Raw genomic sequence first — 15,044 nt, 5'->3', positions numbered from 1 at the left:
AAAAGTATACATGTCACAGAATGTAGGATTAGTTTTTCTCTAAACCGCCTAATTCGGTATGTAAATTGCCCACCAAGGCCAGCAATTCACTGCTCATTAATGAAAAGTCTGCATCAAAACGGGCAGCTTTATCTTCACGAGGAATATCTTCGTTCTGATCTTTTACCTCTTCACCAAATTTAATTCGCTTCAAACTCGCGTCTTCTGCAAGGATAAACTCGACGCGCTCTTGCCAGTTTAATGCCAATTTTGTAACAAACTTATTCGCTTCGATGTGATTTAAAATCTCTTCGCTTTGTAAATCTTGCTGCTTACAACGGATGATGCCACCATCCTCTAGTGCTGATTTTAGTTCTGCTTCATCGAGGATCTCGAAGCCTGTTGGTTGGCTTTCACCCTTAATCCATGCTGTTAATGTTGTCTCAACAGGTGTCTCTGGTAGGGCTGGTACGACAGGTAAACTACCGATAGTTTTACGCAGTAGTGCAAGTGCATCTTCTGCCTTTTTAGAACTGGCTGCATCCACTAGAATGACACCGTCTTCGATGGAAACAAGTAGGTAAGTCAGTTGGCTACGAGTGAAGGCTCTAGGCAGTAAATCCATAAGGATTTCGTCTTTAATGGTATCGCGCTCAGTCTTCTTGAGACGACGGTTTTCCTGCTCTTCAAGCATATCAACCTTGTTAGCCACAGCGTCATTGACCACTGAAGCAGGAAGTAGTTTTTCTTCTTTCTTTGCACATAGCAGAATGCGATTTTGCGCTACATGGCTGAGTAATTGATCTTGGCCTGGCATCGCGAAAGACCAACCAAATTTTTGTTTATCTTGGCTACCGCAAGGCTTGAATTGAAACTCTTTTAATTGCTCTTCAAGTGCTTCAGCTTGAATGTCTACTTCACGGTTGAAGCGGTAGACGAGGCAGTTTTTAAACCACATGATATGTCTCTGTATGGCAATGGAAAACCTAATGATAAAGGAAGGTTTATACCTATGGCTAATACAATATTCGTCTTGTGCGATGAATTTATTATGATTTTTTGTTTTCAATAGACACAAAAGTGTCATAATTTAGCAAGATAATATGCCGAGTTTACGAATAATCGAGGTTATCAGAAAAATGTCTAGAAGAATCCTAGTTGTAGAGGATGAAGCTCCAATTCGCGAGATGCTTTGCTTTGTTTTAGAGCAAAAAGGTTATGAAACGGTAGAAGCTGAAGACTACGATACCGCGGTAAGTATGCTTAAAGAACCTTTTCCAGATTTGATCCTTTTAGATTGGATGTTGCCTGGTGGTACTGGTATTAATTTCATCAAGCACCTCAAGCGTGATGAAATGACGCGTAACATTCCTGTTGTGATGCTGACGGCTCGTGGAGAAGAAGAAGATAAAGTTAAGGGCCTCGAAGTCGGTGCTGACGATTACATCACTAAGCCTTTTTCACCAAAAGAGTTACTTGCTCGTCTAAAAGCTGTGATTCGCCGCGCATCGCCCACTTCTACAGAAGAAGTGATTGATGTACAAGGACTGCGTCTCGATCCCGTATCACATCGAGTGACTGCGAATGACCAAGCACTTGAAATGGGACCAACAGAATTTAAAATGCTGCACTTTTTCATGACTCACCAAGAGCGAGTGTATAGCCGAGAGCAACTTCTGAACCATGTTTGGGGCACCAATGTTTATGTTGAAGACCGAACCGTCGATGTTCATATTCGTCGTCTACGTAAAGCGCTGGAAGCCACTGAACATCATAAACTTGTTCAAACTGTACGCGGTGCAGGTTACCGATTCTCGACGAAAGCCTAACCAGCAGGCTAGTCGAACTCTGGAGTACGCCTTTAGATGGTAGAAAAACTGACATGGAAAAAGCTGGCTTTAGAGCTGGCTTTTTTTTATACACCTTGGATTTTGCTTGGATGGTTTGTAGGGTACATGCCATGGATGCTGCTGATTGCAACTGTACTGCAATTAGGTTGGCATCTGCATAATCAAATCCGTTTCTCACAGTGGCTGTGGAATGATAAGCGCCTGTCGCCTCCTTCGAGCTCCGGTAACTGGGAGCCATTGTTTAATGGCATGTATCGCTTGCAACAGCGTCAACGCCGTAAACGCAAAGAGCTTACGGGTCTTATTCGCCGCTTTCGCAATGGTGCAGAATCCTTGCCCGATGCGGTAGTAGTGTTTCGTGATGAAGGTAATATTGTTTGGTGTAACCGATTGGCGCAGCAACTGCTGGGTTTTCGTTGGCCAGAGGATTCTGAATTACCTATTACCAATCTGCTTCGCTCCCCTGACTTTATTAAGTATCTGAACAAGAATGACTTTTCAGAACCTTTAGAGATGCGTTCTCCCCTGAATGTGGAACGCATATTGGAATTGCGTATTGTGCCGTATACCGACGGTGAGCACTTGATGGTAGTACGTGACGTCTCTCAATTGAAAACCCTAGAGGGTATGCGCCGCAACTTTTTTGCCAATGTGTCTCATGAATTGCGCACTCCGATGACAGTATTGCAGGGCTACTTAGAAATGACGGCCGATCCAGATATGCTGGTAGGGCCAATGTGGCCAAAAGCTCATGGTGTTATGACTGAGCAGCTTAATCGAATGAATAGCTTGGTGAATCAGCTTCTGACGTTATCTAAAATCGAAGCGGCGCCAATGGGGGGCGGCGAGGATATTGTCGATGTCCCTCGTATGCTGCATGTACTTGAGAAAGAAGCACAAGCATTGAGCGGTAACAAAGAACATCAGCTTAAGTTTGATATTGATGAGTCACTAAAGGTCATGGGTGATGAAGATCAGCTACGCAGTGCCATTTCTAACCTAGTTTACAATGCGGTGAAATACACTCCAGCAGGCTCTCATATTCATGTTACCTGGAATGAAACCGTGCAAGGTGCTTACTTGCAGGTTGCTGATACTGGTGAGGGAATAGAACCTCAACACCTGCACAGACTCACAGAGCGTTTTTATCGAGTAGATAAGGCACGCTCAAGGGAAACGGGGGGCAGTGGTTTAGGTTTGGCTATCGTGAAACACACTCTGAGTCACCATGATTCACAGTTAGAAATACAAAGTGAGGTGGGCAAGGGCAGTCAATTCTCCTTTGTACTTCCCAAGCGCTTAGTGGCTAGGGAGTTGACGCCATCGTGAGACGTTCATTGATTGCTGGTTTATTGGTTTTTGTGACGTCATTTTGTAGCGCATCAACCCCTTTACCTGATTACAAAGCCATTCAAGGAATCTCCGGTAACTTAACATCCGTGGGCTCAGACTCCCTTGCCGGTATTATAACTGCGTGGGCAGAGGAGTTTTCGGCCCTTTATCCTAGTGTTAATGTTCAGGTTCAAGCATCGGGCAGTTCAACTGCTGTTCCTGCTCTTACTCAGGGCACGGCCCAGTTTGGGCCTATGAGCCGTGAAATGCAGCCGAGCGAAATTGCTGCTTTTGAGCGTGAATATGGCTATGCACCTATCGAACTAGTAGTGGCACTTGATGCATTGGGTGTGTTTGTTCATCAAGACAATCCCATTCAAGGTTTAAACTTTGTTGAATTAGATGCCATCTTTTCAACCACTTACTTTTGTGGCACCAATCGATACATCGATACATGGAGTGACCTTGGGGTTTTACAACCTTGGGGAAAGTTAAAGATACAGAAATATGGTCGCAATCCGGTATCGGGCACTCATGGTGTATTTAAGAGTAAAGTGCTTTGTGGTGGTGACTTTGATAGCTCAGTAAATGAGTTGTTAGGGGCCACATCAGTAGTTCAGGGTGTGGCATCGTCGGTATCTTCTATAGGGTACTCAGGCGTAGCGTCTACAGCAGTAGGAACTCGACTACTTCCTATTGCTGAGTTTGATGACAACTACACTTTACCCACACCGGAGAACATTATTAGTGGTAAGTACCCACTTAGCCGCCAGCTTTATATTTATGTGAATAAACAGCCGAATAGGGCATTGCCGCGAAGTCAGCGAGAATTAATTCGCTTTATCTACTCTAAGCAAGGGCAACAAGCGGTGTCTCGTGAAGGGTATATCCCCATATCTCGTGAATTGGCACAAAAAGAACTGGGTAAGGTCGGTTTGAAATTATAAAGGGCTCTGAGAGCCCTTTTATCTATCTGTCTTCAAGTAAATCACAGAACTCGAACCTTAATCCCCAACCGACACTCTGCCAGTAGAGTTGTTCTTGCTCTAAGTCAGAGATCAGCAGGCGATTATCTCTCAAATGGTCTAAATCTGAGTGAGACAATATCCAGTCTCCATCCTCAATCGTGAGTTGCCAAAGGCTTGCTTTGATATCATTTCGGGAGACATTAATCACAATGGAGAGGCGTAATATCTTAATCAGCTCAAGAATGTCCTCTTTAGCATAAAGGCTAAACTCTTCCATCTCACTGAGTTTTAAGGCCTTCCTTTGGAATCGCACTAGGGTAGCGATCAGCCTTTGTTGCTCACTATTGAAGCCTGGCATATTGGTATGCTGAAGAAGGTAGTGAGAATGACGGTGATAACCCCGATAGCTTAAACTTAATCCTACTTCGTGTAATAAGGCGGCCCAGTTAAGCAACTTGACCAATTCACTACTCTTTTCTAAGTCCGTATCGTCAATGACCTGCTTGAGTAAATGCTTGCTGTGCTGCCTAACTCGATTAGCTTGCTCGATATCGATCCTGTGTTTAAGTGCTAGGTTCTCGGCGGTTCGCATACGAATATCTGAATGGGCAAAGCGTTCTTCCATTTCATACATCGCCCCTTCACGCAAAGCGCCAGAAGAATAATGAAGCTCTTCAATTTCTAGTGACTGCAAAATGGCTTGTAAGATGGCAACGCCCGGGGCTAGTACTGAGAGTCGTTCCTCGATAATGCCCTTGATCGCTATCTTCTCTACCTTCTTAAATTCACATAAGTGTTTCACCAGTTTCTTGAGACGCTTTGGCGTAATAATCCCGTCTTCATACTCCAGGCTAATCAAACACTCACGAATGGCTTTTACCGTTCCAGATGACCCTAAGGTTAACTCCCAGCCATGTCGCTTGTATTGTTTAGCCAGAAACTCTAACTCTCTCTGCGCAGCAAGGATTGCGGCGACAAAGTTATTTGTATTCAGCTTTCCATCACTAAAGTAACGATGAGCATAGCTGACACACCCCATTTGCTGGCTATTGACCAATTCAGATTCAAAGCCTTCACCAATCACAAGCTCGGTACTGCCACCACCGATATCAATAACAAGCTTGCTCTTTGATACGGGTTGAGTGTGAGCCACTCCAAGGTAGATAAGGCGCGCCTCCTCTTCCCCTGGAATGATTTCTATCGGGAACGGCAATACTTGCCGAGCTCTCTGAATAAACAGGTGGGCATTGTTGGCAATGCGTAGGGTATGAGTGGCAACGATTCTCACGTTGCCTTTTTTGAAGCCGTCTAGTCGTTCGGCGAACATTTTCAAGCAATCGAGGCCGCGCTGCATAGCCTCATTAGTGAGATTATTGTGAGCATCCAGTCCACTGGCCAGTTTAACTCGCTGCTTATGACGACTGACTATCTGTAGGTCTTGTCCTACCACCTTTGCTACAACCATGTGGAAGCTATTGGAGCCAAGATCAATGGCTGCAATATCTTTCTCTGGAATAGCTTCACTGCTGTGCATCACGTCAGGATGCTTCAATTGTTTGCTCACTCAGTTTTCTAGCCTGTTTTTCTACTTGTTTAATATACTCGTAGGTAGCGATCTGAGAGCGAACCTTGCGGCGATTTCCTCGTGCCACGTATCTGTTCGACATCTCCTTGTCGATCCATCGAGCCTTAACGGTATCCGTAAATTGTAGCTCCATAATATCAATGATTCTTTGCTTTAATTTATTATCATTAATTGGTGTTGCTACTTCGATACGGTGCTCAATATTTCTGGTCATCCAGTCTGCAGATGAGATAAACACTTTAGGGTCGCCATTATTTTCGGTAATGATGACTCTGGGGTGTTCAAGAAAGCGGTCTACCACACTGATAATTTTAATATTCTCACTGATTCCCTCTACGCCAGGAACGAGAGAGCACATGCCCCGAATAATCATACGAATAGGAACGCCAGCACTGCTAGCTTGATAGAGTTTGTTGATCAGTCCTTTATCTACAAGGTTATTGATCTTGAGGGTGAGTCCACTCCTATTGCCTAATTCAGCGTTTTCTATTTCATGATCTATTAGCTTGTAGAGACGCTTTCGTGAGTTCTTTGGAGAGACGATCAATTGATGAAAGGCGACAGGGCGATAAGGGTTTTCAATATAACCAAATACATTGCGGACTTCATCTGTGATCTCTGGCTTAGCAGTCAGCAAAGAGAAGTCGGTATAGATGCGAGCGGTTTTTTCGTGGAAATTACCCGTACCTATGTGTGCATAGCGTTTTATCTCCTCGCCTTCACGGCGGCTAATCAAGAGCAATTTAGAGTGTATCTTTAAACCGGGAGCACCAAAAACCACTTGCACTCCTGCGTCAGTTAAACGTTTTGACCACAAGATATTAGCTTCTTCATCAAAGCGTGCCTGCAACTCAACCACAACAGTCACTTTTTTTCCGTTGTTCACCGCATCGATCAATGAATTCATGAGTTTTGAGTCTTTTGCAACGCGATAGATATTGATCTTAATACTAATGACTTTCGGATCAAACGATGCCTGCCGAACAAGCTCAGAGACATGATCGAAGGTGTGATAAGGGTAATGAAGCAGAATATCTTCAGCACTAATGGCATCAAAGCTGTTACTGTATTGCTCGAATACAGCCGATTTAAGTGGGGGTAATGGTTTATTTTCCAGGTATTCACGCCCTACGTTTGGAAAGCCAATGAAGTCCTTGAAATTATGATAACGCCCACCTGGTATTAAGCTGTCATAGTTGGAGATCTCAAGTTTTCGGCATAGAAACTCTAGCATCTCACGAGGCATGTTTTTTTCGTAAACGAAGCGTACAGGCATGGCTGATAGACGCTGACTCAGGCCTTCCGACATTTGCTCAAGAAGACTGTGTTCGACCTCGTGACTTAAATCGTATTCCGCATCACGTGTCATTTTCATCGAATAGCAGTTGATTTCATCGTACTCAAAGAAGCCATTGAAGATATCGTCTAAGCAATGACGAATCACATTGTCTAGCAAGATAATGGTCTTTCGACGTTTTCCTTTTTGTTCTGGCACCATAACAAAACGCGGTAGATGATCGGTAGGGATCTCGAGTAGTGCATATTGGGATACGTTGTCTTTAACTAGCGCTACGCTTAGGTAAGCGTATTCATCTTTGAGGAAATCCAGTACATTAATATCTTCATGCATCACTACAGGGGTGATATGGGGCAGTACTTGTTTACGGAAAAATTTTCTTAACCATTGCTGCTGAGTTTCGTTGACCTGAGCTTCGTTGACTAAGAAAATACGGCGGCGAGCCATTTCGAGAAGCAATTCGTTGTACAGTTCATCAAAGCGCTGATTGAGTTTCATTGCCTTGCTCTGCATTTTACTGAGCAGGCGTTTTGAATTGTCATGGCGACCTCGTTCCTGATTGATCAAGATACGGCGTTTAACGTCGGAAAATCGTACCTTGTAGAACTCATCGAGGTTGTTGGAAAATATGCCCAGAAATCGGATTCTTTCTATTAAAGGAACCGACTTATCTGCGGCTTCTTGAAGGACTCGTTCATTAAAAGAAAGCCAGCTAAGTTCTTTTTCTACATACAGTTTTTCTGTGCTCATCTTCTGTTCCGTTTTCTAGTTTGCAATGCAAGTCTAGTGCTAAAATGGGGGGAGAGAATATTATTGCAGTTAGATTTCAGTCATGTGACAGCTATCACATTGCGTGTAAGGAAATGTGTCACACAAACTATTACTAATTTGTGTCACCTTTATGTCAAATGCTTGAGTTACAATCGCTAGATCAGAGAAGATCACACTAAATGAATAGGGCTACATCGTTGTTAAAAGAGACCAATAAAGCTCGTCTTATCAAGGACAAGGTGATAACTGTATTGGTCAAGGCTAGTGGCCTGGGAATGCTGGTGGGCTTATTCGGTATTCTTATTTATTTCATTTCAGAAACGCTGCCGATCTTTGGTACATCCACTTATCAGCAAACGGAATATCACTTGCCAATTTCTGGTGATTCATTCGTTGATATCAATATTGATAATACAGGGCGAAATGGAACGGCAATCAATAACAAAGGCGAGGTTCTATATTTCTCGCTAGATGATGAGATTAAAGTGATCAACCGAGCCTTGGCGCAAAAAGATCCGGTAGCCATTGCTAAGGATTCACCGCAGCCATGGACTGCGATGATAGATGCGAGTGGCAATATAGAGGTGGTAATGCCCGAATTTATCGTCTCTCACTCGCAAACCAGAAAAGTGTACTCACCCAATCTGAGAGTAAATCGTGAGTTGTCCGCTCTGCGATTCGAAAATCCCAACTTCGATACTCAATATTTTGATTTTTCCTTACTGCCTGCTGGTGCAATTATTGCTAGAGCCAGTAAAGCAGAGGTAGAAGTCTTTGATTATTTTTCAGGTAACAACTATCGGATAGCGTCATTGCCAGCATCATTTGAAGATGTCAACGGCCTTTATATCGCTAGAGATGGGCTTTATGTCGTAGTACTTGATGGGGACACTATAAAGTTATTTTCTCGTCGTACTAGGACTACAGAATTTAGGTTAGCGTTTCAGCACCAAGATAAAGCACCAGAAGGAACAAATAGAGAGTTTAAATTTCTCAACGGAGATAAAGGCGCCATTGTCTCTAATGCCAATGAGGATTTGGAGTTTTGGTTCTTAATTTTTCAAAATGAAAGACGCCTGCAGGCTGCTCGCAAATATATAACGAGCTCTGAAGTGACAAATATACTTTCAGAGCATACTACCAAGGGGTTCTGGACTATTGGTGCCGATGGTACACACAGTCTTTTTTATGCGACACGTTCTAAGCCAATTTTAAACATAAGTACTGACAGTCCTCCATTGCTGAGCACCTTATCGCAAAATGATCGTTATTTGATGAGTGTGTATCAGGACAAAGTTCAGCGATTTCGCATTGATGCACCTCATCCTGAAATCTCAGTAAAAGAGCTGACACAAAAGGTGCAATATGAAGGTTACTCTGAGCCAGATTATGTATGGCAAACTTCTGCGTCAGCAGAGGATGTCGAGCCTAAATTTAGCCTTGTCCCATTGGTGTTTGGTACCATTAAAGCGGCGCTGTATGCCATGTTTTTCTCTGTTCCTATTGCTGTACTAGGAGCTGTCTATACTGCCTACTTCATGTCGACCAAGATGCGGAACACCATCAAGCCGGCTATCGAATTGATGGAAGCATTACCCACATTGGTGATTGGTTTTCTTGCTGCTGTTTGGCTTGCGCCAATCATGGAGAAAAATCTACTCGCATTTATGCTTAGTATTTTGGTCATTCCGCTTACCGCTCTTGGATGTGGTGGTTTATGGGCATTGCTACCAATGCGGGTGAAATCTCAGGTACCCAAAGGGTTGCACCTTATTACTCTGTTGCCAGCGATTGTTCTGGTTTGGTGGGGGTTGTTTGAATACTCCCCTTATTTAGATAAGATTTTCTTTAATGATGGATTGATTTACTTTCTCGCCGATAAAGGGTGGGATTATCAGCAGCGCAATACCTTAATTGTAGGTATCGCTATGGGCTTCGCGGTTATTCCCACCATATTTACTATTTCCGAAGATGCTATTTATTCTGTGCCTAAGCATTTATCTAATGGTGCATTGGCGTTGGGTGCTACTGAGTGGCAAACCCTTACTCGAGTTGTATTATTAACCGCTAGCCCAGGCATTATATCCGCGATTATGTTGGGGTTAGGGCGTGCCATGGGAGAAACAATGATTGTGTTAACGGTCACGGGAAATACGCCAATTACAGACTGGAATGTGTTTGAAGGTTTACGTTCATTAACAGCAACCATTGCGACTGAGTTGCCTGAGTCAAAAGTGGGAAGTTCCCACTATCGATTGCTATTTTTGTCAGCATTAATTTTGTTTTTGTTTACCTTTATTGTGAATAGCGTCGGTGAAAGTGTTCGTCAGCGTCTTCGTGATAAGTATCGATCTCTATAGGCAGGAATACTGAGTGATTAAGTGGTTTAGATCGGGTAAACCTTGGATATGGTTAACTTCCATGGCAGTGTCAGTCAGCATACTCTCTATGCTGACTGTACTGCTGTTTATTGGTTGGAAGGGCATGAGTCACTTCTGGCCACAGACGGTTTATGAATGGAAGAATGATTCGGGGCAGACACTAATTGGTCAGATATATCAAAGACAACAGGTGCCGTGGTCTCAACTTTCCATAACCCAACGTCAAGCTGTCCCTAGTGCGTTGCGAAGTGAACTAGAGGTTCAAACTCTCCCTGAACTTGAGCGATTAGTGATTAAGGTTGGCAATCGAGATATCTATGGGGGGGAATTTGTCTCTGAGTTTTTTCACGATTGGTCACAACCTGTCGCTGAACCTGATTTATTGGTGGTAGAGCGTAAAAGAGGTGGGCAGTTTTTTGGTCGAGTTTTAGCCTTTGAGGAGCAAGGGACTAGACATTCGATTAGTTCTGCCAAAGAGATTAAAGCGTTACTTGAACTCACCCAACATGAAAGAGACAAGATAGAGTCTATCGTCGATACACAGGTAGAGCCTGCAACTGATGGGATGCGAAGAGCAGATCAAGCATTGCGTCGCTTACAAGCCGATAAATCGACAGATAAGCAACGAATTTCCCGATTAATCTCAACCAAAGATCAGTTAAATGCCAATAGAACTCAAGCGGAGTTGCAGATAGAAGAGATTCGCCAGCAAATCGAGCAACGTATGCTGGTGGTGAAGGATATGAACGGTGATCTTCACAGCATCAGCTTTTCATTGATTATCAATGCTTGGTATCCAAACCAAATGACGTTACTTGATAAAGTCGCGCACTGGTTTCATCAGGGGGCTTTGTTCTTATATGATGAACCTCGCGAGTCCAACTCTGAAGGGGGCGTATTCCCTGCTATTTTTGGCACCATATTGCTAGTGTTACTTATGTCGCTGGCTGTGATGCCATTAGGTGTGCTCGCAGGGTTATATTTGCATGAGTATGCTCAGAATAATTGGTTGACTCGATTAATTCGAATTACAGTGCAAAATCTCGCAGGGGTCCCGTCGATAGTCTACGGGGTATTCGGCTTAGGCTTCTTTGTGTACACCCTTGGTGGTAGCATCGATGACTTATTTTATTCTGACAACTTGCCTGCACCAACCTTTGGTACACCTGGCTTGTTATGGGCGTCTTTGACCTTAGCAATGCTAACCTTACCAGTGGTAGTAGTGACGATTGAGGATGGTTTGTCTCGCATCCCTAAATCAGTGAGATATGGTGCGTTTGCGCTTGGGGCGACTAAGTCTGAAACTATTTTTAGAGTGGTATTGCCAATGGCCTTCCCCGCTGTACTTACTGCGCTAATTTTAGCAGTGGCAAGAGCGGCCGGAGAAGTCGCACCTCTAATGTTGGTGGGGGTGGTGAAACTTGCACCAAACTTGCCGATTGATGGTCAGTTTCCATATATACATCTAGATCGTAAATTTATGCACCTTGGCTTTCATATTTATGATGCAGGGTTTCAAACCACCAATTTAGAAGGTGCTAAGTCATTGGTATATGCGACCTCTATGTTGCTCGTTACCGTTATTATTGGCTTGAACCTAATCGCGATTCGCATACGAAACTCTTTACGCAACAGTTACCGAAATTTAGGATTTGATGAGCATGTATTCTAGCCCTGCAACCATAAATGTATTGAAGCCTCTCGATGTTGCTAACCTACCTGCAGATAAAACTGCGATAGAGATAGAAAACCTCAACCTTTTCTATCGCCAAAAGCAGGTGTTGCATGATATCTCTATGCGAATTCCCAGAGGAAAAGTAACGGCTTTTATTGGGCCATCGGGCTGTGGAAAGTCAACTATCATGCGTTCCATCAACCGGATGAATGACTTGATAGAGGGATGTAAAGTCGAGGGGAATATTCGATTACTTGGTAAGGATATCTACGATGAAGAAGTGGATGTCTCTGCGCTAAGACGAAGAATTGGCATGGTTTTTCAAAAACCTAATCCTTTCCCTAAAACTATTTACGAGAATGTGGTTTTTGGGCTTCGTTTACAAGGTATAAGGAACAGTCGAGTACTTGATGATTGTTGTGAACAAGCATTGCGCGGTGCAGGATTATGGGGAGAAGTAAAAAACCGCCTTCATGAAAGTGCAGTGAATCTAGCCGCAGGTCAGCAGCAGAGACTCGTTATTGCCAGAGCTATTGCTATTGAACCAGAAGTATTACTGCTCGATGAACCGACCTCGTCTTTGGATCCTATATCTACACTTACCATTGAAGAGCTGATCAATGATCTAAAAACAAAATATACAGTGGTAATTGTCACCCATAACATGCAGCAGGCTGCGAGAGTGAGCGATTATACGGCGTTTGTGCATATGGGAAGGATTGTTGAATACGCAGATACAGACACAGTATTCACATCACCGAAAGAAAAGAAGACTGAAGATTACATAACGGGTCGAATAGGATAAGGAGAAGTAAATTAAATGCATACTGGTCGCCATATATCAGGGCAATACAACGTTGAGCTAGAGGCTATTCGAAGCCATGTCCTCACTATGGGTGGGCTAGTCGAGCAGCAATTGGCCTATGCGTTGCGCTCACTGGTCAAGCAAGACTATGAGTTGGCGAAGAAGGTTGTAGCCGAAGACCATAATGTAAACTCTATGGAAGTTATTATTGATGAGGCTTGCACTCGGATCATCGCAAGGCGCCAGCCAACAGCTGGTGATTTAAGATTGGTCATGACCATTATCAAAACCATCACCGAGCTCGAACGCATTGGTGATGTCGCTTCAAATCTTGCTCGCACCTCATTGGAAAACAAAAGTGCAGATCCTCGCTATCAAAACGCCCTTGAGCCTCTTTGCCGATTAGCTATTGATATGCTTCATCAAGTGCTTGATGCCTTTGCTCGTCTTGATATCGATGCGGCAGCGAACATCTATGAGATCGACGATAGAGTGGATGAGGAATATCAGAATATCATTCGTCAGTTGACTCAGAATATGATGGATGAACCTGAAATGATTCCAACCATCTTGCAAGTTATGTGGTCAGCTAGAGCTATAGAACGAGTTGGGGACCGTTGTCAGAATATCTGTGAATACATCATTTACTGTGTGAAGGGCAAAGATGTTAGGCACTCTGATGATGAAGAAATCTATAAATATAAAGATAAGGAATAAGTCTTATTCTATAGGTTTACAGACTCATTTACTGCAAAGTTTTTTAACGGACTGAACAGCCTCATACCCCGTCACTGGAATCTGAAAATCATCCACATCAGTAGACCCCATTTGAGCTTCATTATGAATAGAGTTCATCTTGCTTGCTCGCACGGTTTTTCCTGATAGGTGCAGTTCGTTAATTCTTGTCTTTTTCAAAATCTCTTGCGCATTGCTAGCATTGACGCCTGCTCCTGCCATTATTTGAATTCGACCTGCTGCTTGTTGATGTAGCTTAGTTAATATGTTGATACCTGCCTGTGCTGTGCTTTTTTGTCCAGATGTCAGTATTCGTTCGCAACCTAGGGAAATAACGTCTTCCAGTGCTTGTTCAATATCTTGGCATTGATCGATTGCTCGATGAAACGTTACGCCCATGTCTGAAGCTGCGTTTATCAGTCTTTTGCAAACCGGAACATTAATTTCAGCATCAGCGGTTAAAGCACCAATTACGATGCCATCTAACTTCGCATCTTTCGCAGCCTGAATATCAGAAAGCATGATTTCGACCTCTTGTTCTAAGAATAGAAAGTCGCCCTGTCTTGGCCGGATCATGGCATAAATAGGGATAGAAGAAGCTTGTTTAGCTTGCTTCATGAATCCAACGCTGGGAGTAAGCCCACCAAGAGTAAGAGAAGAACAAAGCTCGATGCGTGTAGCGCCAGCGTGGATAGCCGTGTGCAGCGATTCTATATTGTCGATACAAACTTCAAGTTGATAGGTCATAGGTGTAGGTAGGCCAAGTGATTTTCTGTGATTATATCAGCCGTTAAGGCTAGTTGCTCTTTTGAGTTTATTTTTGTAGCGATTTGTAGGGTATTTAAAAATTAGTCGTTTTTAGGTGTTAGGGTTCCATATGAAAAAGGACTAAACAACAGATAATAAAAAGCCGACCAATACGAGGTATTGGCCGGCTTAACGTAATCTAGTTACAAGTATTAAATTACTTGCTTAGGTCTGAAGCGTGCTCAGATAGGAAGTCTGCAACACCTTTTGGCGATGCGTCCATACCTGCTTTGCCTTCTTCCCATTGTGCTGGACAAACTTCACCGTTTTTCTGGTGGAAGTTAAGAGCGTCAACCATACGTAGCATTTCGTCGATGTTACGGCCTAGAGGAAGGTCGTTAACTACTTGGTGACGTACTAGACCGTCTTCGTCGATAAGGAAAGAACCACGGAAAGCAACGCCTGCTTCTGGATGCTCAACATCGTACGCTTTACAGATCTCGTGCTTAACGTCAGCAACTAGAGGGTACTTAACTTGACCGATACCGCCATCTTCGATAGCAGTGTTACGCCATGCGTTATGAGAGAATTGAGAATCGATAGAAACGCCGATTACTTCAACGCCTTTGTCTTGGAAATCTTGTAAACGGTTGTCGAACGCGATCAACTCAGATGGACAAACGAATGTGAAATCTAGAGGGTAGAAGAAAACTACCGCTTTCTTGCCTTTAGTGAATTCTGCAAAGTTGAAGTTATCAACGATCTCACCGTTACCTAGTACAGCTGCTGCTGTGAAATCTGGTGCTTGACGGCCTACTAATACCATTTTGAACTCCTAAAATTTATAATGACGCCTGTGTTTCAGGCTTAGTCCATGTTTGTACGAGACAAACTATAATACACAATATACTATTGAAAA

Annotated in this window: 12 protein-coding genes; 7 read left to right on the top strand and 5 right to left on the bottom strand. The window is 43.4% G+C overall.

Annotation, left to right across the window (positions count from 1 at the left end):
• Positions 1–28: 28 nt before the first annotated feature.
• Entirely contained in the window at positions 29–937 is a 909-nt protein-coding gene (gene rdgC / locus OCU48_RS10770; RefSeq protein ID WP_141345365.1) for a recombination-associated protein RdgC, read from the bottom strand.
• Positions 938–1,118: 181 nt separating this feature from the next.
• Here rdgC and phoB point away from each other — a divergent pair, with 181 nt between their 5' ends.
• From phoB to OCU48_RS10755, 3 genes are read left to right on the top strand one after another with little or no spacing between them, the layout of a single operon-like run.
• Positions 1,119–1,808, top strand: a complete 690-nt coding sequence (phoB, locus tag OCU48_RS10765) for a phosphate regulon transcriptional regulator PhoB (protein ID WP_141345366.1) — start codon at positions 1,119–1,121, stop codon at positions 1,806–1,808.
• A gap of 36 nt (positions 1,809–1,844) precedes the next feature.
• Complete coding sequence (gene phoR / locus OCU48_RS10760; protein WP_141345367.1) at positions 1,845–3,158, top strand: phosphate regulon sensor histidine kinase PhoR; 1,314 nt, start codon at positions 1,845–1,847, stop codon at positions 3,156–3,158.
• Positions 3,155–4,108, top strand: coding sequence for a PstS family phosphate ABC transporter substrate-binding protein (locus OCU48_RS10755; RefSeq protein ID WP_141345368.1), 954 nt, complete (start codon positions 3,155–3,157; stop codon positions 4,106–4,108). Before phoR ends, OCU48_RS10755 begins: the two co-directional genes overlap by 4 nt.
• A gap of 22 nt (positions 4,109–4,130) precedes the next feature.
• On the opposite strand, the gene ppx is transcribed toward OCU48_RS10755, so the two are convergent.
• A complete protein-coding gene (gene ppx / locus OCU48_RS10750) occupies positions 4,131–5,663 on the bottom strand; it encodes an exopolyphosphatase (protein ID WP_208727131.1) in 1,533 nt (510 codons plus the stop codon).
• Between the two features lie 4 nt (positions 5,664–5,667).
• Positions 5,668–7,761 carry a polyphosphate kinase 1 gene (ppk1, locus tag OCU48_RS10745; protein ID WP_141345370.1) on the bottom strand — a complete coding sequence of 698 codons (2,094 nt, stop codon included), beginning with the start codon at positions 7,759–7,761 and terminating at the stop codon, positions 5,668–5,670.
• A gap of 200 nt (positions 7,762–7,961) precedes the next feature.
• Between ppk1 and OCU48_RS10740 the strand changes: the two genes are divergently transcribed.
• The 4 genes from OCU48_RS10740 to phoU all read left to right on the top strand — a co-directional run bounded on the left by OCU48_RS10740 (position 7,962) and on the right by phoU (position 13,360).
• Positions 7,962–10,142 (top strand): ABC transporter permease subunit, encoded by a 2,181-nt coding sequence (locus tag OCU48_RS10740; protein WP_141345371.1) that lies wholly within the window; start codon positions 7,962–7,964, stop codon positions 10,140–10,142.
• Between the two features lie 61 nt (positions 10,143–10,203).
• A complete protein-coding gene (pstA, locus tag OCU48_RS10735) occupies positions 10,204–11,835 on the top strand; it encodes a phosphate ABC transporter permease PstA (RefSeq protein ID WP_141345527.1) in 1,632 nt (543 codons plus the stop codon).
• Complete coding sequence (gene pstB / locus OCU48_RS10730) at positions 11,825–12,643, top strand: phosphate ABC transporter ATP-binding protein PstB (RefSeq protein WP_141345372.1); 819 nt, start codon at positions 11,825–11,827, stop codon at positions 12,641–12,643. Before pstA ends, pstB begins: the two co-directional genes overlap by 11 nt.
• Before the next feature lie 15 nt (positions 12,644–12,658).
• Complete coding sequence (phoU, locus tag OCU48_RS10725) at positions 12,659–13,360, top strand: phosphate signaling complex protein PhoU (protein ID WP_141345373.1); 702 nt, start codon at positions 12,659–12,661, stop codon at positions 13,358–13,360.
• A 24-nt stretch (positions 13,361–13,384) separates the two neighbouring features.
• On the opposite strand, the gene OCU48_RS10720 is transcribed toward phoU, so the two are convergent.
• Together OCU48_RS10720 and OCU48_RS10715 are read right to left on the bottom strand one after the other, a co-directional pair.
• Positions 13,385–14,125 (bottom strand): copper homeostasis protein CutC, encoded by a 741-nt coding sequence (locus OCU48_RS10720; RefSeq protein ID WP_141345374.1) that lies wholly within the window; start codon positions 14,123–14,125, stop codon positions 13,385–13,387.
• Between the two features lie 217 nt (positions 14,126–14,342).
• Positions 14,343–14,951, bottom strand: a complete 609-nt coding sequence (locus OCU48_RS10715; RefSeq protein WP_141345375.1) for a peroxiredoxin C — start codon at positions 14,949–14,951, stop codon at positions 14,343–14,345.
• Positions 14,952–15,044: the final 93 nt, after the last annotated feature.

It is taken from the genome of Vibrio inusitatus (assembly GCA_024346935.1).
Lineage (GTDB): Bacteria > Pseudomonadota > Gammaproteobacteria > Enterobacterales > Vibrionaceae > Vibrio > Vibrio inusitatus.
Note: the sequence above shows the minus strand (reverse complement) of the source record. Positions and strands in the feature narration are given on the sequence as shown.